This window comes from Chitinophaga varians (assembly GCF_014529945.1).
In the GTDB taxonomy this organism is placed as follows: Bacteria; Bacteroidota; Bacteroidia; order Chitinophagales; family Chitinophagaceae; genus Chitinophaga; species Chitinophaga varians.
In genome coordinates, this window is the sequence record NZ_JACVFB010000006.1 from 214,667 (window position 1) to 239,167 (window position 24,501).

At 50.3% G+C, this 24,501-nt stretch carries 15 protein-coding genes; 7 read left to right on the top strand and 8 right to left on the bottom strand.

Annotated elements, in window-relative coordinates:
• Nucleotides 1-3 precede the first annotated feature (3 nt).
• From ICL55_RS27300 to ICL55_RS27315, 4 genes are all read left to right on the top strand, one after another.
• Nucleotides 4-3,945, top strand: coding sequence for a DUF4280 domain-containing protein (locus ICL55_RS27300; RefSeq protein ID WP_188103578.1), 3,942 nt, complete (start codon nucleotides 4-6; stop codon nucleotides 3,943-3,945).
• Entirely contained in the window at nucleotides 3,942-5,027 is a 1,086-nt protein-coding gene (locus tag ICL55_RS27305) for a hypothetical protein (RefSeq protein WP_188103580.1), read from the top strand. The genes ICL55_RS27300 and ICL55_RS27305 overlap by 4 nt, the downstream gene beginning before the upstream one ends.
• 93 nt (nucleotides 5,028-5,120) lie before the next feature.
• Nucleotides 5,121-7,115 (top strand): amidohydrolase family protein, encoded by a 1,995-nt coding sequence (locus tag ICL55_RS27310; RefSeq protein ID WP_188103582.1) that lies wholly within the window; start codon nucleotides 5,121-5,123, stop codon nucleotides 7,113-7,115.
• A 146-nt stretch (nucleotides 7,116-7,261) separates the two neighbouring features.
• Nucleotides 7,262-8,083: a glycoside hydrolase family 16 protein gene (locus ICL55_RS27315; protein ID WP_223151620.1), complete on the top strand. Its 822-nt coding sequence runs from the start codon at nucleotides 7,262-7,264 to the stop codon at nucleotides 8,081-8,083.
• Nucleotides 8,084-8,178: 95 nt separating this feature from the next.
• Here the strand turns inward: ICL55_RS27315 and ICL55_RS27320 are convergent, their stop codons facing one another.
• From ICL55_RS27320 to ICL55_RS27355, 8 genes are all read right to left on the bottom strand, one after another.
• On the bottom strand, nucleotides 8,179-9,747 hold the full coding sequence (locus tag ICL55_RS27320; RefSeq protein ID WP_188103586.1) for a SusD/RagB family nutrient-binding outer membrane lipoprotein: 1,569 nt from the start codon (nucleotides 9,745-9,747) through the stop codon (nucleotides 8,179-8,181).
• A gap of 10 nt (nucleotides 9,748-9,757) precedes the next feature.
• Nucleotides 9,758-13,249: a SusC/RagA family TonB-linked outer membrane protein gene (locus ICL55_RS27325; RefSeq protein ID WP_188103588.1), complete on the bottom strand. Its 3,492-nt coding sequence runs from the start codon at nucleotides 13,247-13,249 to the stop codon at nucleotides 9,758-9,760.
• 156 nt (nucleotides 13,250-13,405) lie between these two features.
• Nucleotides 13,406-14,341, bottom strand: a complete 936-nt coding sequence (locus ICL55_RS27330) for a FecR domain-containing protein (protein ID WP_188103590.1) — start codon at nucleotides 14,339-14,341, stop codon at nucleotides 13,406-13,408.
• Between the two features lie 119 nt (nucleotides 14,342-14,460).
• Nucleotides 14,461-15,048 (bottom strand): RNA polymerase sigma-70 factor, encoded by a 588-nt coding sequence (locus ICL55_RS27335; protein WP_188103593.1) that lies wholly within the window; start codon nucleotides 15,046-15,048, stop codon nucleotides 14,461-14,463.
• Nucleotides 15,049-15,177: 129 nt separating this feature from the next.
• Nucleotides 15,178-16,638 carry a RagB/SusD family nutrient uptake outer membrane protein gene (locus tag ICL55_RS27340; protein ID WP_188103595.1) on the bottom strand — a complete coding sequence of 487 codons (1,461 nt, stop codon included), beginning with the start codon at nucleotides 16,636-16,638 and terminating at the stop codon, nucleotides 15,178-15,180.
• Nucleotides 16,639-16,662: 24 nt separating this feature from the next.
• A complete protein-coding gene (locus ICL55_RS27345; protein WP_188103597.1) occupies nucleotides 16,663-19,998 on the bottom strand; it encodes a TonB-dependent receptor in 3,336 nt (1,111 codons plus the stop codon).
• 173 nt (nucleotides 19,999-20,171) lie between these two features.
• Nucleotides 20,172-21,353: a FecR family protein gene (locus ICL55_RS27350; protein ID WP_188103599.1), complete on the bottom strand. Its 1,182-nt coding sequence runs from the start codon at nucleotides 21,351-21,353 to the stop codon at nucleotides 20,172-20,174.
• Between the two features lie 51 nt (nucleotides 21,354-21,404).
• Nucleotides 21,405-22,013 carry an RNA polymerase sigma factor gene (locus ICL55_RS27355; protein ID WP_188103601.1) on the bottom strand — a complete coding sequence of 203 codons (609 nt, stop codon included), beginning with the start codon at nucleotides 22,011-22,013 and terminating at the stop codon, nucleotides 21,405-21,407.
• Nucleotides 22,014-22,306: 293 nt separating this feature from the next.
• Here ICL55_RS27355 and ICL55_RS27360 point away from each other — a divergent pair, with 293 nt between their 5' ends.
• From ICL55_RS27360 to ICL55_RS27370, 3 genes are read left to right on the top strand one after another with little or no spacing between them, the layout of a single operon-like run.
• The gene (locus ICL55_RS27360) at nucleotides 22,307-22,708 is read left to right on the top strand and encodes a VOC family protein (protein WP_188103603.1); all 402 of its coding nucleotides are present in this window, start codon (nucleotides 22,307-22,309) and stop codon (nucleotides 22,706-22,708) included.
• A gap of 30 nt (nucleotides 22,709-22,738) precedes the next feature.
• Nucleotides 22,739-23,788, top strand: a complete 1,050-nt coding sequence (locus ICL55_RS27365) for a metallophosphoesterase (protein WP_188103605.1) — start codon at nucleotides 22,739-22,741, stop codon at nucleotides 23,786-23,788.
• Nucleotides 23,785-24,480, top strand: a complete 696-nt coding sequence (locus tag ICL55_RS27370) for an SH3 domain-containing protein (RefSeq protein WP_188103607.1) — start codon at nucleotides 23,785-23,787, stop codon at nucleotides 24,478-24,480. The genes ICL55_RS27365 and ICL55_RS27370 overlap by 4 nt, the downstream gene beginning before the upstream one ends.
• Nucleotides 24,481-24,501: the final 21 nt, after the last annotated feature.

A 24,501-nucleotide genomic window follows, 5' to 3' on the forward strand; every position in this document is an offset into this window, starting at 1 on the left:
AACATGGCTGATAAACATTTTGTGGTGCAGGGAGCGACATGTCGTTGTAAGTTTGGAAGCGCCGTCGACAAACTGAAAGTGACCGGCAACGAGAAAGACTATATCAACGACAACGATGGTAACTCCAAACCTATTGCCAGCACCAAAGACCTGGGTAAACCATTTGAGGCCGGAACTTTCGGCAACTGCTCCATCACAAAAGGAGCTTGTAGTCCCGGCGTTACCGCCTGGCAGGATTTTTACCAGAAAGTAACCCTTACCAACGGTGGTAAAATCCTGACAGAGAGCAGTACCGCAGCTTGCGCCACCGGCGGCCCCGGTTCCATTACCATTGAACATCACGGACAACAAGCGGCCGTATCGCAGGCGCACTTCGACAAGGTAGAAGTGGAAAGCCTGTCGGTACTGAATCCGATGGCCCCTAAGCCCGATACCAAAAAAGAAAAGCCGCAGGTAAAACAGATCAAGGTAAAGCTGGAGAAGCGCATACCTCCCGAGTTGATGAGCGCTTCCGGGAAATCGCAGCCGGTGCCTGTGTTGAGGACAAGGCCCAATGAATCGCTGAAATTTGAAGTAGTCAGCTATTATAATGCTGCAAAAGCGGATAAAGACAAGGTGGGCTGGAAAGTGAGTGGCGGCAGTTCGCAGGTGTTTGAAGAAGTGGGTCCTTCCTTCAGCATGAACTTCGATGAAACGGGTAGCTACCGCGTGATGGCTTTTGGCAACCCGGAAGCACAGGAGGATGTCCGTTGTGCTATCGATGTGTCGGTGGTGAACAACCAGCTGAAAGAGGAACTTGATCTGGGTGCGGGCATGGGACGCGTCATTCCCGGTTTGCCCGGAAAGAACCCCAAGCCTGAACAATATCGCGTACGGAGGGGCGTGCCCGTTACCGTCAGCGCAACATACGATATGTCGCCCGCCACGGACGAAGAGAAAAAGCGTGTATTCATGAAGGTGACCGATGCGGCCGGAAATATGATAGCAGGACCTACCGAACCGGGCACAGATACGATCACCTTCACGCCGGCTAACACCGCCGCCACTTATACGGTGACCGCCACCATGCTGCCTGCCACAGAGGGAGGTAGTCCTCAGGAAGTAAGCAAAGAGATGGTGTCGGAAGCGAACAGCGTGGTGAGCGTGACCAATGACCAGGGCACACATGTAGTGCGTCCCGGCACTACCATGAGCTTTAAGGTAAGCAAGATGTCCTATTCCACGCCGGCGCAGGACTTTGAGCAGGCAGCCATTAAATGGCAGCTCAATGGTAAAGTGGTGGGAAGCGGCGCTTCGCTGTCGCTGGATGGCAGTACCTATTTCGCTGTTCCCGGCAGTTACGTGGTGGAGGCCTATGTAGCCCATGCCGATGCATGGGACAACAAGAAAGGCAAGGCCAGCGCGGCCGCGGCCAAATCGGAGGATGACTGGTGTTTTGAAGTAAAGCATAATGAAATAGCCAGTCTGCGGGTGAAAGACGGAAATACCCAATGGGTAGTCGGAAAACATTATACGTTGATCGCGGACCTGTTGATGCCTTACAAACCGGAGCTGGACGGTCCTATCACCTGGGTGCCTGCCGGTGGAAGCGGCACTACGCGGGAGAACGTTTTCGCGCCGGCGAAAGGGAAGTTCGTGGTGTCTGCACAGCTGCGCGGTACTGTCAAAAAACTTGATCTCAATGCGGACCTGGCGGAAGTAACCCGCTGGTGTTTTACAGATGCGGAGAACAAATATAAAACCAAAGCCGGTTGGAACGAAACCATCAAAGCAGTGATCGTGAGCCCTCAGGCAACCGGCGAATCGGTGAATCTGCATGTGCTGGAATACGACGGTGACGATGATATCAACTATATCAAAGACCTCGGCAATGTTGTATTTGACGCCAAAGGAGAAGCCCGGTTGGATGTGAAAACCAATGATCTCAAAGAAAAGCTGAATGCACTATGGTTCCAGGGCGACTACTACAGGGTGTTCTTTGGCGTGCTTCAAAAGCCCACCGGTCTGCAGTTCCAGGGGATGAAAACAGTTATCTCCGACGGGAAGAAATTCTGGTTCCCGGCAAAGCCCAGTCATCTCACGGAAAATGAAAAAGGGAATTTTATTTATGTCAGCAAAAAGCCGGAGATCGTCAGTGTATCTTTCCTGGACAGCACCAACTACCCGGCGTATAAAGTATATCCTTATGGGGAGAAAATAAGAATCCATATACAAACCAAAAATCTGGGTGGAGAAGAGCTGATATTCCAACTTTGGGAAAACAGGTACAAGGCAGAAGATAAACTGGTGCAGAACAGTAAGTTCAAAGTAAAAGAGAACGAGACCCTGCTGATTGACCTGGATACGGCTAAACTAAAGACAGGCGTGGTAGCGCTGGATAATGTGCTGCGCAGCTTTTATGTAGTGTTGAGACATGAAAAAAGCAAAGACAATGAAACGGTGGTCAACTACATGTACCCGGAAAAAGTGGCGGATGCCAATGCGTATAATGCGTCTGACGTTAACTTCTACCACCATATCAAGCTGTCTGCCGCACTGGCAGATAAGCTGAACAATGCTACCAGGCCAATAGCGCCTGCCGTATTGGGCGAACCGATGGAAAGGGCCACCACCGAATGCCTCTGCCAGAAATATGATCTGGTGTGGGGAAATAAAGTAAGCTGTGAATTCCGCAAAAAAGTGGTGCAGATCGCTGCTAAGCTGGGCCTGCCCACCAAAGACAATGAAGGCGCCAACTGGCTCATGACCGTGATGGCGCTGGAAACGGGGCGGACTTTCGACCCTACGTGCGGCACCTTTGCCAAACACAAGGACGACTCCAAAAACGGTTATGTGGGACTGGTGCAAATCGGTAAGGCAGCAGCACAGGACCTCGGCGTACTGCGCTCTGAGCTGATCAAATTAACCGCAGAGCAGCAGCTGGACTATGTAGAGAAATTCCTGACCAAAAATAAAAGTAAGTTCAAATCCAAAACGGACCTTTACCTGGCCATCAACTACCCTGCGGCCTGTGGGCATGGAGATGAACCGGATTATGTGGTGTATGACAGCAGTAATGCGGCCTACGACGACAACCCTTTATTCAAACGGGAACCTTCCGAATATTGGACAGACAAAAAAGGGAAGAAGCACTATTATACCGGTCAGCAGGGTTCTTCCAAAGTGTGGGAGTTTGAAGCGGCCATCAATGATATCTACAACGAAGGGAAAGCACAAAAGGCCACAGACTTCAGTTGCCAGCAGAAAGCCAGTGCTTTTGAAGCGAAGGAGATCATTACCTATCACATCTTTGCAGATGGCCGGCTGGAAAGGCATGTGCCCAAAGAGATCAAAGAGGAGTACAAGAAAAAGTACAAATATGTTTATCACGATAAAAATTCCAAAGAACATATGCTGGGATTATTTAACTTTAAAACCATTGACAACAATTACGGCGCCACTTATGGTGGAAAAACCGTTGATTTGATTGACATCCGGGAACTGAAAGATTATGCCAGCGGTGAGGTGAAATTCAAATTAACGTTAAACACCGTACGTAATTTTGTGAATGATAAAACCCTTGGCAGCCTGCTGGGGGCCTTGCTGGAATGTGGTTATGAAGACTATACCTTCAACGGTTTCAGTCATGCAGATGGTAGCTCCGCGCCCAGCGTATCGCATAAGAACGGATACAATGGCGACCTGCGTTATCTTCGTACCGACAAAGCCATTGACAAGCTGAATCTGTTTTCTGATTCCGAAACAGAAGGCTGGAAGGCGATGGACACAGACCGGCAAAATAAATTCAACGATGCGCTGTATAAGTTCGGCTGGAAGAGCATGTTGTCGCAGACATATAACACGAACAAGATTTTGAATCATTGTTCCCCTGATCCGGACGAGCATCATAATGACCATTTACACGTACAAGGGTACAGCCCTAATTATAAAGAAATCAAAGAATGAGAAAGTTACTATCGCTTCTAATTTTCCTGTATGCCTGCAATGGAGCAGTGCAAAATAAAGCAGCTACTGACAGTACGGCCGTAACCGTGAAAACCGACAGTACGGCTGCTGTGGCGGCTCCTGTTGCTAAACAGTTGACCGTGGAAGTGGCGAGTATTACCCGGCAGGAATTTGATCAATACAGGAGCGCTTACCATAATCAGATAGAACGTGATTCACTAAAGTTTCCGGTGGTAAATGATCAGCTAACCATCACTACCGATGGCGGAAAGGTGGTATTGAAAAATAACGCAGGCGTACCGCATGATGAAGACCGGTTGGTGTATCAGTACGCAGGCTATTTAAAACCATTAAACAAATACCTGGTAGAAGTTTTCGGGTACGAACATGGTTATTGTCTCGCTATCGACAAAGCCACCGGAAAGCAGGATACGCTAAGCAATATTCCGGTGATATCGCCGGATGGCAGGCTGATATTATGCAGTAAGTCCAACCCGTACGAGGAGTATGAGAATATCCCTCCGCCCACACAGGATATTAGCATCTATACCATTGAAAACAATGTTATTAAAAAGACTTTTCTGCATCCTTACCGTTGGCTGGAGAAGGAGTTGTACTGGAAAGATAATCATACTGTGTATGTGAAGACCACCCGCGGTGAAGCAGAAAATGCCCCTGTAGATTACCTGCAGCTGGTGATAACAACCGGAACGGATACGCACCCCACTGGTGCCGCAGTCAGTGCCGCCTGGAAAGGAACCTATGCCACCGTACTGGATAAAGACAGCAAAGATTCCCGAGACCACATCAATGTTGAATTTAAAGTAGAAGGCGATTCCGTGATCTATACAGAAAGCGGTTTTCAGGTATACAGCAAATATGCGCTTACAGCGGCAGAGAAAAACGGATTGTTGTCATTCTCCTTTAAAAAAGTGCTGGATGGCGGGAGTGCCGTACTGGAAAAGGAAGAACGGTTTGGGTATATCCGGAAAGAAAACGGAAAATACTATCTGGAATGCCCCTATCTGGATGTAAGGACCGGCGCCGGTAAAAAAGAAGTGTATCCGTTGGATAAGAAATAATGGGCATCAGCATAAGATGATGGTGAAAGGGATAAAGCATGTAAATATTCCTTATATTTACTTTATCCTTTTCAACCAAAATGACAGCCTCTTATGTTACCCTGTAATGCCTTCCTCAGAACACTGCTATTAGTTGTTTTTAATGCACCTGTCTGTGCGTTTGCACAGCAACGTGATACAGTCAGGTACTCTCTCATTTTAACAGGAAACATCAAGGGTGAAAAGAAGGTGATAGAGACATCGCCCGGCACTTTTGAAACCTGGTACCAGTATAACGACCGTGGCAGGGGTGACAGCCTGCATACTATCTACCGTCAGGATAAGGACGGATTTGCTACCTATGTTCATGCGATAGGGAAAGACTATTACAAAAAACCGATATCGGAAGATTTCGAGCTGACAGGCGGTGTGGCCAAATGGAAAAATACCGCCGAAAACGAAACCAGGACCATTGCCGGGAAGGCGTTCTATACCTGCCTGAATGGAGAGAGCGGCAATATCATCAAAGCCCTGAAATCCAGCCAAAATAAAATTAAACTATTACCCTTTGGCGAAGCCACGCTGGAGGTGGTGTTGCAACGCAAAGCGGGCGACCGCCAGCTGCAGCTGTGCCGGATTTCCGGCATGTATTACACTCCTGAGTATATCTGGGCTGATGACCAGGATGAAACATTTGGGTATTTGGGCGATTGGTTTTCGATGGTCCGTAAGGGTTATGAACCTTATGTAAAGGAGCTGTACGCGGAGCAGAAAAAGCTGGAGCGGCAGCATGATAATCAGCTGGCGAAGGAGATCCCTGAAAAAGTGACGGGCGATGTCCTGATCCGCAATGTCACCCTTTTTGATGCAGAAAAGGCCACGCTTTTGCCTCATACAGATGTGTTGATAGGCGCAGGGAAAATCAAAGCCGTGTCTGTAGGAAAGCCCATCACTGCAAAGGCGGACAGGATAGTGGATGGCAGCGGCCAAACATTGTTGCCCGGTTTCTGGGACATGCACGTACACATGGGTGACGGTCCTGAAGGCATCATGCACATCGCCGCTGGTGTAACGCATGTGCGGGACATGGGTAATGATACCACTTTACCTGACCTCAGAAAAGAAATTGATAACGGAGAACTGATCGGACCGCATCTGGAAGTCATCAGCGGATTGATTGACGGTGCGGGACCGATGGCGGCGCCTACGGGCGCATTGATCCACAATGTGGAAGAAGGCAAACAGTTTGTCCGCATGTTTGCTGCTAAAGGATATGATCAGATCAAGTTGTATAGTTCCGTTAAGCCGGAATGGGTAAAGCCACTGATCGCCGAAGCGAAGCAATACCATATGCGGGTATGTGGCCATATCCCTGCGTTCATGACCGCCACACAGGCCATAGAAGCCGGTTATAATGAAGTGACGCATATGAACATGCTGTTGCTGAACTTCTTCGGTGATACCATTGATACCCGTACGCCCCAACGTTTTGCTATTCCGGCGCAAAGAGCCGCTTCCCTGGACCTGAACAGTCCGCAGGTGAAACAGTTCATCGCTCTGATGAAAGCCCGTAATATCGCCTCAGATCCTACACTGGTGGCATTTGAGCCGATGCTGACCGGCAGGGAAGGGGTGCTGGAGGAAAAGAACAAAGACATCATCACACATTTCCCGTCGCAGGTACAGCGCGGCATGCGCGCAGGAGGCCAGGGGATACCTATCCCGCCGGGAATGGATTCCACCTACATTCGGTCGTTCGATGCGTTTTTGAAACTGACCAAACTGTTGTATGATAACGGTATCCGAATTGTTGCCGGTACGGATGGCACGGCGGGATTTGACTATCACCGGGAGCTGGAGCTGTATGTAAAAGCTGGTATCCCGGCGGCGAAAGTGCTGCAGCTGGCTACCTTCGGTACGGCGGAATACACCGGCAAAAGTAAAGACCTGGGAAGTATCAAAGTGGGAAAAGTAGCGGATATGGTGTTGGTAGCAGGTGATCCGGTTCAGCATATCAGTAACGTCCGGAAAACAAAACTGGTCATTAAAAATGGTGTGATCTACGATCCGGCCAGGTTGTACAGGGCTATTTCGGTGGTGCCGTTTTAGTAGGTATGTGAATCGATAGGTTCGGTGTTGATAATAATCAGTTCGATTATCATCAGGGACACCGGAGGTCCACGTTAAGAGCGTCTCCTTGATGAGGCTTATCCCATCGTTGACAAGTATTGTTCATCCCCTAAAAATAGATCCGAATGAGAAACTCCTTTTCAGCTTCAGCCAAAAGTATGGCAATGATAGCCCTGAGCGCTATCCTGTTTGCATCCTGTCAGAAAAGTATGATCAAACCGGACGATAGCGTCTTCGATAAAAAGCAGTCTGACGGCAAACCCGTTCACGGTTCTACACCCGGCACCATCAACTTCAGCGGCTATACGTGGACCGTGCGTTCTACCTCCTCCGGCACCCAGGGGCCTGGGCCTAATTACTGGAACAGCAATAATGTGTGGCTGGATGCAGACGGCCACCTTCACCTTAAAATGCAGAAAGATGCGAAGGGACGCTGGAGCTGCGCCGAAGTGACCAGCAATAACAACTTTGGTTATGGTACCTACCAGTGGAAAATTGAATGTGATCTGAACATTATTGACAGGAACATCGTACTGGGATTGTTTAACTACTCCGGACAGGATGGTTACGACGAACAGGATGTAGAGCTTTCCCGCTGGGGCAATCCGTCTGCCGGACAGTTTAATTACACCGTATATCCGGCACAATCCGGTGTACGTTACAATAATGTTCATTGGGAATCACCCAATATTACGATGAGCGGCACTTACAGCACGCACCGGTTCACACGTTACAGGACAGATAGTATCGTGTATGAAAGCCAGCACGGGCACTACGATACAGGCAGCACTATTGCCAGGAAAATATTCACGTCTTCAGATATTACACTATCGGCACTGAATATGCCTATACTCATGAACCTCTGGTTGATGAACGGTGCTGCGCCTGTCAATGGCCAGTCCTATGAAGTGATCATTCACGAATTTAAATTCACGCCTCTTCCCTGATATAGTGATTTAATGCAAAGGAGCTGCCTCAAATTACTTTTGAGGCAGCTCCTTTGCTTTTAAACGTCTCTTTTTTGAGACGTCCCCTGTTTATTTTATGGCTTCAGCATCCACATCACGTCGTTTCGGGTATCAGACCCGCCAAACTGCCGTTTCAGTGCATCCTGCAGATTGGCTTTGTTGTTCTGGTATTCGGATTGCGAATAGGTGAACCGTGTCGGTATTTTTCCGCCATTCTGGTTGGACGGGCCTACCGAGAAAACGGGCACGCCTGTACGACGATAGTTATAGTAAGCCTGCCATCCGGCGTTGTTAAAGAAGGCCACATATTTCTGTGTGAGCACCTGCTTCAGGCCTGTATCGTTGTTGCCGGCATATTGCATCAGCGGTTGGGCGAGGAAAGTGGCGATATCTGCATCGTTGACGCCGTAGAACTTCATAGAGGCGGTGATGCCGTCTTTGTAGTGCTGCGCAGCATCGCCGCCGGTCCAGCCGCGGATGATAGCTTCCGCGATCAGGAAATGCGTTTCAGCTGCGCCCAGCTGGATGTTGGGCACACCGGCGGGACTGCTCAGCCAGTAGCTGATATTGAACGTGCTGTATTTGCCTTTGTTGATATCGATATAGATCTGGTCCTGCCGATCGCCTGTATTGGCGCCTTTGTAGCGGGCAAAAGGATTGCCGGGAACGGCGGGCAGTGAATCGGCAGGCGCCGCCACGATGAATACACGCGGGTCGCGCAGAGAATCGAGGATATTGATATAGGTACTGCCGAGTGCATTTCTTTTGGCAGACAAGATACCTACTTCCATCGGGTACAACGGATAGTTGTTGCTTTTCTGCGAGGCGTTGTAGTTCATCTGGAGATTGTCCGCGTTCTCCAGTATCAGCGGATATTTCTCCGGATTGCTGAGGATGCGGTTAAAGCGTCCTTTCAGGTCGAGGGAAGGATCGTTCTCTTTAATGCTCAGGTTCATCAGCTCGCGTAGATAGCAGGTATTGATGGCTTTTCTCCATTTCAGCAGGTTGCCGGCGTAGAAGATATCACCATCCACCGTGGCTTTGGCGTTGCGTTGCGTGATAGCCGCCAGGGAGTCGTTGGCCTCTTCCATCCATTTGAAGCATTGCAGAAACACGTCTTTCTGTGCATCGTAGTGGGGTGCGTAAATACCGTCGGTAGCGCCTTTGATGGCTTCAGACATGGGGATGTCACCCATCTGCGAAGTCATGGACAGGAAGTAGAACGTGCGGATGAACTTATTGACGGCGTAATAGGGCGCTGCCAGTGCGGGGCCTTGTTTGGCGGCTTCAATGTCGAGTTGTGCGGCGTTACGGAGACTGCCATAGTAGCTGGCGCCGTTGTCCCAGGAATAGTCCTGGCTGCCGTAGTAGTCGTGGCCGAGTACGAGGAACTGGTTGCTCATATGGGTATAGTTCCAGGGGCTGTTGCTCATATCGCCGCTGAGGTCACTGCCGGAGCTGAAGCCACTTTTGGCGGAGCCCTGTCCGCCGATCATATCCATTTCCAGGCCTGTCAGCAATAGTTTGGGGGTACCTACCACAGACACGTTGGGGTTTACCCGCAGGTCATCAAAGTTTTTACAGCCTGTCATCGCCAGTGGCAGCAGGCAGGCGGTTAGTATGTTTCTGGTTGTACGGTTCATGTCTGATTTTTTAGAAAACAAGGTTAATGTTGAAACCTACGCTGCGGGTGGAAGGCATCTCCAGTCCTGCGTTCTGGTCTATCCATTGGTCTACGTCGATGTCTCTCACCCCTTTATGGGCCAGATAGTACAGGTTGCGTCCTACCACGGAAATGCTGGCCCTGTTGATTATTTTGGCGCGCTTCAGCAAAGGGGAGGGCACGTTATAGGTCAGCACCACTTCCCTTATTTTCAGGTAAGAACGATCATACAGGTTGGTGATGGCGTTGCCATAGTAGTTTTTAGACCATGTTTGCCACAGCACGGGTGTGGTGTTGGGAGCAAACTTGCGGGTGTCGGAAATCACGTTGCCGTCGCCGTCTACCTGCAGGGAGCCACCGGTCACCTGCATGCCGTCGGGAACAAAGGTGCCTTTGTAACCGGCAGTGTTGCGGTTTTCCCAGTCGGCCTGGCGGTACTGGTTGGCGGAAAGCGGATGGTTGCCGCCCTGCCACATTTTCTGATCGAGGTAGTTGATGATCTTACCACCATAACGGCCATCAACCTGTATTCTCAGGGAGAGATTTTTATAGGAGAAGGTGTTGATGATACTGGCTACCCATTTATCGTTGGCATATCCCACCATAGAAACATAGGAATTAGAGCGGGGCTGACCGTTGGAACCCAATACCAGTTTGCCATCGGGCGTACGCTGTAAATCGGTCATGAAGATCTGGTCCATGCGTTCGCCGATTTTCACGCGGTTGTATACATTGAGCGTGTCGTATACTTTGTTGAGATATTTTTGGTAGGTCGACCAGTTGACGAGCACGTCCCAGTTAAAGCCGTTCGCGGAACGTATAGGCGATGCATTTAGTGATATTTCGATGCCTTTGCGCATGGTGACCAGCCCGTTCATCTGGCGGGTCTTAAAGCCGGAGCCTTCGGAGATGGCCGGGTAGAATATCTGCGGGCCATCCAGTGTTTTGTAGACAGATACGTCGAAACCGAGGCGGTTATTGAGCAGGCGGATATCGGTACCTACTTCATATGATTTGCTGAACGCTGGTTTGATATTGGGATTATAAAGAATATCGCCAAACACTTCGGCCGGATTGCCATCCCAGCGGCTACCTACGGAGTAGCTGGGGTAGAGGTTGTATTTGGCGGTACCATCGTCGTTCACCATGTCGCCGCCTACGTTGGCATAGGAGGCACGCAGTTTCCAGAAGGAAATAGCTTTAGGCAGGTGCAGGATGTCTGACATCACGGCGCTCAGTGAAACGGAGGGATAGAAATAAGCGTTCTTGTTAGCCGGTAAAGTGCTGGACTGGTCCATGCGGCCGGTCATTCCCAGAAAGAGATAATCGCGGAAAGAGAAGTCCACAGAGGCATAGGCGCTTTTTACCTGACGGCTGTTTTTAACAGAAGTGGCACCTGGCGGGTCCACGCTGTTGTCTACGGTCCACAGCTGAGGCAGCAGTAAACCATTGTTGGTATGGGCATACAGGCGGCTGTACTTCACAGTGCGGAGGTTGCCGCCGGCAGAAGCTTTCACATCGAAAGACTTACCGATTTTGTTGTTATAGCTCAACAGCATATCGGTGTTGTTATCCCAGTAGGTCTCACCTGACTCGTTATAACCTCCTTTGATGAAATAGCCACCATCGCCGGAACGGTAGGAGCCGGAGATCGGATAACGTTTGTTTTCGGAGAGGTCGTATGAGCTCACATTGGTGCGGAAGTAACCGCTCCAGTGATCGTTGAAGGTATAGTTCAGTTTGATGTGTCCGTACAGGTCATTTTTGTAATAACCATGCAGCGCCTCGTATGCGGTGAGGTATGGGTTGGTATATTGATACGACTCAAAGTTACGCTGTTGTATGCCTTCTTTACCGGGCATCCAGTAGTTTTTGAGATCGCGGATATCATAATCGGCGCCGCTCCACAGCATCAGCGTGTAAATGGGGCTGGACGGCTGATAGGTGGCATCGGGATAGTTAGGCGTATACTGCTTGTCATAGTTGATAGCTGTAGACAGCGTCATTTTTTTGCTGACGTTCAGCGTACCGGAGAAGTTGACGTTGGTGCCACCCAGTTTGGTGTTAGGTACGGCGCCTTTCTGATACAGCTGCGTTACCGACATGCGCATATTGCCTTTATCGTTATTGGCAGAGATGGCGATGTTGTTGGATGACAGCAGTCCTTTACGCAGGAAGTTGCGGAGGTTGTCGTGCCCGCGGCGCTGCCACGGAATAGGCACTAGTTTGCCCGTCTGCGGGTCTATGGGGCTGTTATATTGCGGAATGGGCTGTCCTTCAAATTTAGGGCCCCAGATGTCGTAGTCGGCGTCGTTGGTACCGCCGCCCATGCCATCTACATATTCATACTGGAAGTTGGAGCCGGGACCGTATTCCTCCTGTTTGGTAGGGATGGCGAGGAAGCCCATCTGGAACTGGGTGCTGGAGTTCAGTTCTACCGAGATGCCTCTTTTATCGGTGGTGCCTTTTTTAGTGGTGATGAGGATGGCGCCGTTCTGTCCCTGAGAACCATAGAGTGCTGCGGCGTTAGGGCCTTTGAGCACACTGTAGGATTCAATATCATCTGCGCTGAGGTTCCAGGAATCGGAGTTGATGGGCACGCCATCTACTACGATGAGTGGTTTTACGCCTCTCAGGTAGATGCCCGGATTTTGGAACAGGCGTGTAGGCGTGGTGATGACCAGGCCAGATACTTTACCGGCGAGGGAGTTGACGGCATTCGGTTCACGGGCTTTCACCGCTGTTTCCCCTTTCACTTCCTGTACTGCATAACCGAGGGCTTTTTTCTCTTTCTTAATGCCGAGGGCTGTTACCACTACTTCATCCAGTTTTTTCTGGTCAGTCTGTAGCTGTACATGTACGGTAGCGCTGCCTTTGATGGCTACTTCACGGGGTTCATAGCCGATGAAGCTGATGAGCAGGACGGCATTTTTATCGCTTACTGCGAGGCGGAAACGACCATTTTCATCGGTGCTGGTGCCGTTGTGGGTACCTTTTTCCAGTACCGTTACGCCAGGCAGTCCGTTGGTACCGTCTGTGACATTACCGGTGATGACAAATTTTTCCTGTGCGGTATTGCTACTGCTGTTACCGTTGCTGGTAGTGGTTTTGGTGTTGCGAACGGAGATGATCACCTGATCGCCTTTGACGGTGTACTCAAACCTGTCGGCAGGGAAAAGTTTGGTCAGTACTTCTTTCAGGGGTTGGGCATCGATGTTCAGGTTGATTTCCCGCGGGGGAAGCATGCTGACGTCATAGGCGAAAGACAGGTGTGTTTGTTTTTCGATCTGTGAGATCACTTCTGCCATACTGGCTCTGGTCATATGAAGGGACACCCTTGGATTTTCGGGGTCCTGCTGCCGGGCCGTGGCACCGGCATACGCCAGGTGATGCCATGCCAGCAGGGAGCCGGTCAGTAACAGGCAAAGGAGTTTCCTGCCTCCGCGACGGCGCGGTTGCATGCTTAGTAGCACTCTTTTCATTAGAGCTGATTTTTAAGTGAATAAGGTTCCATCAGATGCCTTGTTAGTGCATCAGCAATGGCTTGGATGACAATTTAAATGGTTGTTGATGTTGATGCCGGATAGCAGGACTTTGTTCACTGTGCGTTGCTTCGGCTGTCGTTTTGGTTGCGTTTTTTACTGATGGAATTCAAGTGTTTTATGCTTTTTGGTAATGTTGACATTTAATGCTTTTCCGATTACGTCCAATACTTCATCCAGTGGTTTATTGTTAAAAGTGGCCTGTAGCACTTTGTTGGATACGATACTGTCTGTCACCACCACGTCCAGCTGGTAGTAGTTGGCCAGTACTACGGCTACTTCGCTGAGACGCATCTGGTTAAACACGAGGCGGTTGGTTTTCCAGGCCAGCACATTGGCCGTGGGTGCTGACACTGGTTTGATGTCCGGTGTTTTATCCGACGAGGTGGCCTGTGCGCCGGCATGCAGCACCATGCTTTTCCCGCTTTTGTTTTCCGCTTTCACGCTGCCGCTGGTAACGAACACGTCTACCTGTCCATTGGCGGAGCGGTGTACATTAAAGGCTGTTCCCAGTACTTTAATGTCTACCGCTGCGGCATGTACCGTAAACGGATTGTTTTGCTGCGCTGCTACTTCGAAATAGGCTTCTCCGTTGTCCAGTATCAGTTCCCGGCTGCCTTTACCATAGTTGCGTGCATAACGCAGGGTGGTATTGGCATTCAGAAATACGCGGGAGCCGTCCGGCAGTAGCAGACTGTCTTTCGTGCTGGTAGTGGCCAACGTTTTCCAGGTGTTGTGCAGCCACCAGTTATAGGATAACAGTCCTGTTACCAGGATGGCCGCGGCCCATCCGGTGCGGATTAACAAACGACGGATGCCGGTGCGGGAGGTGGCGGGCGCGTCATCTATATGCGGCTGCAGCTGTTGCCAGCCGTGCATACGCATCTCATCTGCTGTTGCTTTCATCTCGGGGGCAAGCTGTAGTGCATCGACAACGAGTATGGTTTTCAACAGCTCAGGGTACTGGTCCAAAAGGGCCTGTAACTCCTGTTCTTCCGCTTCGGAGGCTTCTCCGGACTGAATCCGGGCCACTAATTCCCAAATATTTTCAGGCAACATATCCTTGGTTCTGATAGCTCTGTCAAAAAGATGCCTCTGTGTATAAGGCAACCTGTTTATTCAAAAACCCCTAAAAGGAGTCAAAATTTTTTTTAGCTGTTTTTAGGCACGGTCATATCATGCAGCTGCTCGTGCAGTTTTTTGATGGCGATGGCCATCTGGGCTTCTACTGTTTTTACAGAGATGTCCAGTATTTCCGCCACTTCCCGGTATTTCAGACCATCTTCCCGGATCAGTTTGAAGACCAGGCGACAACGGCCGGGCAGGGCGTTGACGGCCTGCTCTATCTTCCTGACTGCTTCGATGGAAAGGTGTAACTGCTCGGGGGAGGGAGAAAACTGCAACAGTTCCGGCTGGATATCGTCCAGCGGATCAGTGGTGCTGCGTGCATTTTTTTTCAGGTAGTTATAGGCAGTATTTCTGGTAGCGGTATAGAGGTATACGCTTACTTTTTCCACTGCCGGCAGGGTATGCCTGTTTTTCCAGGTCCAGAGCATGACATCATTCACCACTTCCTCTGCCTGCTCCCTCACGCCCAGCAAGGTGCTGGCGAAGTGGAGAAGGCGGCTGGCATAGTGATGATAAAAATTTGCAAAGGCATACTGATCCCCCCCGGCCTTCATCTTTTCCCATAACTCTTTCCCTCGGTCGTCCGGGAAATCACGATTTGGTTTTGGCATCTGGAGCTCCATTTCACAAAGCCAAAATAGGAATTTTAGTTAACAGGTGTCTTTTTTTTGAAGGGGGCGGGGGAAAACAAATGCTGTAAAAACAGCAGCGGCGCCTGTTCCCGGGCGCCGCTTGCTTTTTTAGTATCCCTCGTTGTTGGGAGCGAGGTTCGGGTTTTTCTGTATCTCGATGGCTGGTATCGGGTACAGTACATGAAAATCCTGCATGTTGTTGGCGATATAGGTGTCTTCTGTGGCAGCAGCTGTTTTCACGGCAGATACCAGTTTGCCCCAGCGGACCAGGTCCAGGCGGCGTTGTCCTTCTCCATATAGTTCTACGGCCCGCTCTCTGAACAGATAGTTGCGCATCTCCTGTTGCGCCAGTACGGCGGTAAATGCGCCGGTGGCGCCGAAGGCGCGCTTGCGTACTTCGTTGACGGCCCAGAGGGCTTTGTCAGCATCACCGTTTTCATTGGCTGCTTCTGCCAGCATCAACAGCACATCGGCATAGCGGAACACGTACATGTCCAGTCCTCCGTCGTTGTCCTGCTGGGTGTTGAGCCGCCAGAACTTCGGTCCGCTCCATACTTTGATCTGCTCTACGGGATCTACCAGGAAGGGCTGATTGTTGTAGCTGGTGGCGATAATGGATGCACGGCGCTTGTCGTTGGCTTCGATGGTGTTCACAAAAGTGGTGTATGGAATATAGGTGCCATACCAGGAGCGGCTCACAAAAGGACTCACGCCTACCTGCTTCTGCGGCTGGTACCAGGCGGAATGGTCATGGCCGTTCAGTACCGGCTCAAAGTCTACCTCAAAAATAATTTCAGGACCAAACTCGTTGGTCTCGGTAAAAATGTCGGCATAGTTGGCCTGCAGTACATAGGTTTTGCTGTCTACGATGTCCTGTGCTTTTTTCTGGGCGAGGTCCCATTTCTTTTGCCAGAGATAAATTTTCGTGAGCAATGTCTGTGCGGCGCCTTTGGTGGCGCGACCTACATCGGCGCCGGAATATTTGGCGGGCAGTTTACTTTCGGCGTCTGTCAGCGCGGTTACCAGCTTCTCCCGGATATCGGCAGCGGATACACGGGGCAGGCTTTGTGTACTTTCGATGGCGTAGTTGGTTTCGTCATAGTACACCACATCGCCAAAGAGACTGGTGAGATAATAGTAGTACAACGACCGCAGGAATTTGGTTTCGCCGATAACGCGGTCTTTCACTGCTTTGCTGACACCGGCGGAGTTACTCACTTTATCGATGACCAGGTTAGCGTTGCTAATGCCGCGGTACATGGTGGTCCAGATAGCGGAAGTATAGCCGGGATTAAAAGAGGTGAGCTGGTACGTAGGTACGGGATCGTTCGCCCAGATGCGGCCGCGGATAACATCGGTGCCTTCGTCGAGGGCGCGCCACAGGCTGCTCTTGAAGCCGCCGGAAGTGCCCAGCCAGGAATATACGCCGTTTACGCCCAGGATAGCTTCTGCATCGTTGGAATAAAAAGTATTGGTGCCAATCGCGCTTTTCGGGTCTTCTACCAGCTGCTTCCCGCAGGAAGAAGCGAGTAACACACAGGCGCTAAAGAGGATATATATCTTTTTCATGTTGTTTGTCTGATTTCGGGGAGATTAAAGATCTATTTTGATACCGGCCACATAGGTCCTGCTTTGCGGATAGTTGGTCGCGTCAAAACCACGTACGGTGGAACTTCTGCCGTAGGCATTGCTCTCCGGGTCGTAGTACGGATAGGAAGTGATCAGGAACAGATTAGAACCGGACAGGTATACGTTGATATTCTGAAACCAGCGTGCATGCACAGCTTTGGCGGGGATATTATAACCCAGCGTGAGTGATTTCAAACGAATAAAGGAGCCATCGTATACCCAACGGGTATTCGGAATATAATCCCTTGAGAGGGCCGGTATGTCGGAGGTAGGGTTCTGCGGAGACCAGCGGTTGACCATTGTTTTATATTGATTGGACAGGAGGTCGCCGGAATTGTAGAAGGCATCGGCGATGTTCATGATCTGGTTGCCCGCTGAATAGGAGATGTAAAAGTTGAGCGTAAATCGTTTGTACGTGAAGTTGTTGGCCATACCCCCGAAGATGCGGGGATTGGCATCGCCGATCACGTGATAATCATCCACGCTTAATTTACCATCGCCGTTGCGGTCTACGTACAGCGCTTCGCCCAGTCTGGGTGTGGCATTGGGAGAAACGGCGCCGGGTATTTTATCCAGCGTTTTACGGGTACCGTAATAATCAGCGCCCCAGAAAGTGCCCACAGGATCGTTGAGCGTAAGGCGACTTACATTGCCTGCATAGGTAACGTTTTGGGTGAGAATATAATCTACCCCGCCCAGGTCTACCACTTTGTTTTTGTTATGGGCGATGTTAAACGAAGTATTCCATTTGAAATTTTTTCTGTCGATGTTAACGGTGTTGATCATCAGTTCCACGCCGCTGTTGCGGATGGCGCCGATATTGGTACGGATGCTGGAATAGCCTGTTTGTTCCGGCAACTGTTTATTGTTGAGCAGGTCGTTGGTGCGTTTGGTATAGAAGTCAGCTTCTATGGTGAGGCGGTTGTTGAAGAAACCGGCTTCGAGGCCTATATCGTACTGGCCGGTAGTTTCCCAGCGGAGATCGGCATTGCCGTAATTGCCCTGTACATAACCGAGGGTATTGTTATTGTTGCCCAGTATGTAGCGGGAACCGGTGAGGGTGGGCAGTGAGCCATAAGGCGCAATCGCCTGGCTGCCTACTTTGCCATAAGAGGCACGCAGTTTCAGGTTGGAGAACACATGCAGGTTTTTAATGAACGGTTCTTCGATGGCGCGCCATGCCAGTGCCACGGCGGGGAAGAAAGCGTATTTGTTGTTAACGGCAAAACGGGAAGAACCATCTACCCGGCCGGTAAGCGTTAGCAGGTAACGGTCTTTGTAACCGTAGTTAACACGACCCAGATAAGATACGATGGCAAACTGCGAATAAGAGGAGTTGATGTTAAACGTACTCTGATCGGTGCCATTGAGGTTATTGTATTCCATACCGTCCGTAGGATATTTGGAGCCTTGTGCGCGCACGTATTCTGTATTGGCGGTCTGGAATGTCATACCGGCTACCGCATCGATGCGGTGATGTTTCCGGAACGTCTGGTTGTAGGACACGGTGTTTTCCAGCAGGTACATCATGTCCTGTGTGGTGGCCACGCTGGCTACGCCGCCACCATTACCGTTTTTAGCTACTGGTAACTGACCGGAAGAGTAGGAGTTGTTTTTGGTGAAGTTCAGCTCGGTGCCAAAGGATGTTTTGAAGGTCAGGTTTTTGATCGGTTTATAGTTGATGGTCACATTGCCCAGCAGGTTGTTTCTGCGGATAGGGTTACTGATATATGTAGCCTGTGCCAGCGGATGGTTGAGGTTACCGGAGCTGTATTCCCTTTTCAGGGCGAAAGTACCATCGTCTTTATATACCGGCATGGTAGGCGCTACGCCCAGTGCGGAAGAGTAGTAGTCGAGGCCGCCGAGGGAAACGGGGTTGTTGTTGGTAAGACCGCTGCCTGCGTTCAGGGTGGTGCTTACCTGTACTTTGGAGGATATGTTTCTGGAATAGTTCAACCGGAACTGGTAGCGTTTGAAACCGGAGTTAAGGATGATACCTTCCTGATCGGCGTAGTTGCCGGAGATCATATAACTCGATTTGGCGTCGGCGCCGGAAGCCTGTGCCGTGATGCTGTTCTGTCTGGCGGCACGGGTAATTTCTTTCTGCCAGTTGGTATTAGGCACATTGTTCACATCCGGATAGAAGGGTACTTTGCCTTGTGAGGCCAGCTGGTCGTTGACCATCTGGGCGTATTCCGGTCCGCTCATCATGTCAATAAACTTCGGCAGCTCCTGGTAGCCGGAGTTAACGTTAACGGATATACGATCTCTTCCGGTCTTTCCTTTTTTGGTGGTGATGAGGATAACACCGTTAGAGCCACGGGCGCCATAGATGGCGGTGGAAGAAGCGTCTTTCAATACATCAATGGAAGCGATATCTTCCGGATTGAGCAGGTTCAGGTTAAATTCATCACCGGCGGCAATGATACCGTCTATGACATACAGCGGTTCGTTGGACGCGCTGAGGGAGTTGCCGCCACGGATGCGGATACTGGTGCCGTCGCCAGGCTGGCCACTGATGGAGGTGACCTGCATACCGGGCGCTTTACCCTGCAGCATCTGGTCGAGGGTGAGGATAGGCACGTTCTCAAAAGTTTCTCCTTTGATCGTGGCTACAGATCCGGTCAGGTCTTTTTTAGCGACCTGTCCATAGCCTACCACCACTACTTCGTCCAGACCGGTGGGTTTTTCTTTTAAGACCACCGTAAAGCCGTCTTCACCGTTGTAGGGTACCTCCTGTGTAACAAAACCCACATAGGACACCACCAGCACGGCATTGTTGCCGGCTTCCTTAAAGAGAAATTCTCCGTTGCCATTGGTGGTAGTTACCGCTGTCGTGCCTTTGATTCTGACAATGGCGCCAGGGAGACCGGTACCTTTTTCATCGGTGACTTTCCCTTTTACCTGAAGGAGGGCCAGGGGATTGAAAGGGGCCGGTTGTTTGGCGGTGACCACAATCACATTGTCCACGATGCTGTAGGCAAGGGGCTGATCTCTGAAACAGGCGTCGAGCACCTGTTGCAGGGAGGCTTCTTTCATCTGTATGGTGACCGGTTTCGTACGGTGGAGGCTGGCATTTTCGAACCAGAAAAGATAGTGGCTCTGTTGTTCGATCTTTTTGAAAATACGCTCCAGTGGCATGTTCTGCTCAGACAACGTGAGTTGCTGGGCATAGCTGGCAGCGCTTAGCTGCAGGCAGGCCACGAGGAGTAAAAATACCGTCAGTTTCATGAGCAGCAGGATTTTGAAATGCTTCTTCCATTGTTCTTTTGGAGGAACATAAAGCGTAGAAAATTTCATACTTTTGAAAAGTTTGAGTGAAGTGTTTAATCGTCTATTGCGGATTGTTAACATGCGCTCAACAGGGCAGTTTTGAGAAAACAGCTCCCACCGGTAGTGTTACCAGCACTACCGGATTTTTTTTGAACGGCATGAAAGTATGGATGTCGTTGTGTTATTTCATGTCAGGTTTGTTAAGGTGTTACAATGATCTTTCTTCCGTCTATCGTAAAATGAATATTGCTTAGTTCAAGAATCTTCAGCACTTTGGAGACATTGGCGTGGCGGGGTATTTTACCCGTGAATTGCCGTGGTGGTATCTCTCCCTGATAGACGATCTCCACATCATACCAACGGGCTATCTGCCGCATGATGCTGTGTATATCGGCATCGGAGAAAACGGTCATTCCGTTTTTCCAGGCCACCGCTGCCTCGGTGTCCGCATCCCGCACCTGTATGCCGTTGCCGGCGATGGCCTGTTGGCCGGGCTGCAGCACTTTACCGGCATCGCCTTTGGTAACGCGTACAGCGCCTGTCAGCAGCGTGGTGCGGCTGTTTTTTTCATCAGCATAGGCCATGATATTGAACTGCGTGCCCAGCACGTCGATGGTCAGGTCATTTACCTTTACGGTAAAGGGTTGGGCATGGGGCGTGGCGGCTACTTCGAAATAGGCTTCCCCGTTAAGGTGGACGGTGCGTCCGTCGGCGCCGAAGGCTGCGGGGAATGTCAGGGAGGTGGCTGCGTTCAGCCATACCTTGCTGCCATCGGGCAGGTTTACCTGATACTGCCCGCCTTTGGGTGTTTGGATGGTGTTGTAGCCGGTGTCTGTCAACTGGTGGTTGCCGGTAATAGTATATACCAATTGGCCGTTGCTGGTTTTATGGATGCTGATGCCGCCCTGGCTGGCCACAGTTCCTTCGGCCGTGTCATCGAGCACAATACGCGAGCCATTGGCCAGCGTGAGCGTCGCTTTATCACCACCGGCCGGAATGTCCTGCGGAGTGGTGTTTACAGCAGTTGGCTCGGACAATGGGGCGGTTGGCCGTGTGACCGCATAAATACCCCATAACAGCAATGCCAGTACGGCTGCTGCGGCGGGTATCCGGTACCATATCCTGTTTTTCTTCTGCGGAGCGGGTGCTGTGGCGGCGCCCAGCTGCTGTTGTAGCAGTTGCCATTGTTGTCGGGCTTCCTGCTGCTGCGAGGCGGTGGCCAATGCTATGACCAGCGGTTGGAGCGCTGCGGCTTCCCTGGCCAGCACCGGGTCCTGACGGAGCCGCTCCTCCCAATACTGTACGTCAGCGGCATTGCGCTGCAGGCAGTAGTTGATGAACTGCTCGTCGTGAACGAGGTAAGAGAAGTCATTTTCAGACATATGTCATCCGCTGTTTAATCAATAGAGCAGGAAAAAAATCATTTTCACTACTCAGTGGGAAAATAAAATGTGAGAGAAAAAAAGCAGGTAGATCAACACGGTGATCAACTCCTTGTTGATACTGGCTTTCAGCTTGTCGAGTGTTTTGTAGATGGTGTTGTAGACGGTATTGACAGACACGCCGTTGGCAGTGGCTATTTCGGCATAGGAGAGGTTCAGGAAAAATTTCTGGTAGATCATCTGCCGTTGCCGCGACGGGAGGTTCTCCAGCTGCCGGTTGATGGTTTGGTACAGTTGCGCGCTTTGTTCCCGGGCTATCAGCTGCTCTTCTGCGGAGTCAGACAGCAGCCAGTCGGGGACTTCGGCTGTCATCACGGTGGCGTCTATAGCCGGACTGTCCTGCCGGAACAGTGCCCGCAGGAAGATGGTCACGATATAGTTATGGAAATGTGCTACCTGCTGTAGTTTATGCCGGCCTTCCCATAATTTCAGGAAAACATCATTGATGATGTCTTTTACCAGTTCGCTGTCAAACCCTTTTTTCAGGCCCAGATAAGAGAGGTAATGGTAATAGTGCATGTAGATGCTGTAGAAAGCTTCCTGGCTTTCCTGTGTTGCAAATTCCCCCCATTCTTTCTTTAAATCTTTTCCTGAGATCATGAACTGCGATGCGCCTTTAAAGAAAAAACAAAAAATAAAAGTAGTATCTCCACTGGCATATTTTCCTACCGTGCATTAGTCTTAACAGAAACTTTACATGACCGGGTTGATGGCGGTCTGTGGCTTCATTGTTCGTTTTCCATTCCCTTAAAACGTGGTTATTGACCGCCATAATACAACAAATAATCCGGTATTTTCATACCCGAACCTGCCAGTATACCGGAAGAACCTTTATTTATACCATTTATGCCCTTTTCTCCTGTGCTACATTTGATTATCAAAATGATCATCATATGAAAGTAAAAGAATTACGGCTTGTATTGACAGTGGATAATCTGGAAGAAATCATCCGGTTTTACCGGGATACGGTAGGCCTGCCTGTTTCCAAATCATGGGACGAAGAAACCGGTAGCGGTGTTATCCTGGAAGCCGGCAGAGCATCATTGGAGCTCATTGACGCCAAACATGCCGCCACCATCGATGCCCTTGAGGTAGGCCGCCGGGTGGCCGGGCCTGTACGCATCGCGCTTAATGTGGGCAAGGAGATTGAAACGGCTACGGCTACACTGTCGGCCGCCGGGGCGGAAGTCATCAGTCCGGTGGTGGCAGCGCCCTGGAGCCGGGTGTCCCGACTGCAAGACCCGGCAGGCATGCAACTGACCCTGTTCGAAAAATCGACGTTGTTGGAGGAATAACTGTATCTTGCGTCGTATATCCCTGACAGTATGAAAACAGCCCGTCATTTTATCATCGGAGATATCCACGGTTGCTTCGATGAATTGATGATGTTGACCCGGAAAATTGGCCTCACAGACGATGATATGTTAATCTCCCTGGGCGATATTGTAGACCGTGGTAACCAGTCAAAAGAAGTATATCACTATTTCAGGAACAGGCCCCGCGCTGTTGTGTTGATGGGTAACCATGAACGTAAACACCTGAATGGCGTGCTCAACTATGCGCAGGATATTGTGAAACTGCAGCTGGGGGAGGAGTATCCGGCGTTTCTCGAGTGGGCGGCGCAACTGCCATACTATTACGAAACCCCGGAGGCTATCATCGTCCACGCGGCATTGGAAAACGGTGTGCCGCTGCCGGAGCAACGGGAAGACGTGCTTTGTGGCGCCACCGCCGGAGAAAAATACCTGGAAAAAAGATATCCCGATGGAACCTGCTGGTCGGACCATTACACTGGTGAAAAACCGGTGATCTACGGTCATCATGTGGTAGGCGATCAAATCAAAATGTCTGACAATACTTACGGTATTGATACCGGTTGTTGTCATGGTGGTTATCTTACGGCGATAGAATTGCCCGGTTTCATCATACATCAGGTGAAATGTGAGGTGGACTACTGGCGGGTGGCACAAAAGGAATGGCAGGTGCCGGTGTTGCAGGCCAAAGACTGGGCAGGTATGGAGCTCACGGCTATCCGCCGGCAGCTGGATAAACTGGCTTACATAGAAGACCCGGCAGCCAGGAAATACCTTGATGCGCTGCACCATGGCCTCGGCCGGCTGGAAGCGTTGTTTCCGGTGCTGAAGGAACAACTGGATGCTCTTACTGCACAGTTGCTGGAAAAAGGCCGGGAAGCTTTCAATCAAATGGCAAACAGCTATCCGTTCAAAACGTATTTGTTTAAAAGCAGTAATCATAATCTGAAAGTGGAAGATTTGCAGAAAAGCCTGCTTACGCCTGAAAAAATCAATCAGCTGGCAGTAGCGTTGGGCGTGCTTCCTGTTGAATTTCCACCTTTCGTTAATACAGTAAGATGAAGTATATCGGCGCGTTAGTGTTATTGTTAGCGGGAATGCAGGCGCAGGCCCAGTTTGGCATCGTACGGGATAAAAATGGTTATACCAATGTAAGACAGGGCGCAGCCATCTCCAAAAAAATTACAGACAAGGTATTGGATGGAGAAGTTGTGTATATGTGGGAGCGGGAAGGAGAATGGTGTGATATTAATTATCGCCGGAATGGTGAAATAATGGGCGGGTTTGTCCATGGTTCCCGGGTGAAAATGTTGGAAGATGTTTTTGATAAAATCAAAATAAGACAACAGGACGAGACGAATGCGGTGTTTCAGCAGGACTCCGTGACAGTCATGTTTACGACCAGGTCCTTTGTGGAAAAGGCACATCAGATTGGTCGCAGTAAAACCGACGATGGTTATTCCATTGTGGAAAAGATAGACGGCAAACAATTTTACGGCTGTGATGGCGGCTTGCCTACCCAGGAATACAACACTTTTACGATACAAATCGGCAACCGCGCCGTGGTGGTACCGGACAAGGCTATACGTGATCTCTATCAGCCCAACCCTGAGCTGACGGCAGTGTATTACGATCGTAAAAACGACCGGCTCTATATCACTGCCACCAATAGTGACGGCGCAGGTAGTTACGAAGTGTTGTTACAGTTTGATCATGGTGTGTATACCAGCAGAGCTATTTTCTTCGGATTTTAGCAACCAGCCTAACCGGAAAAT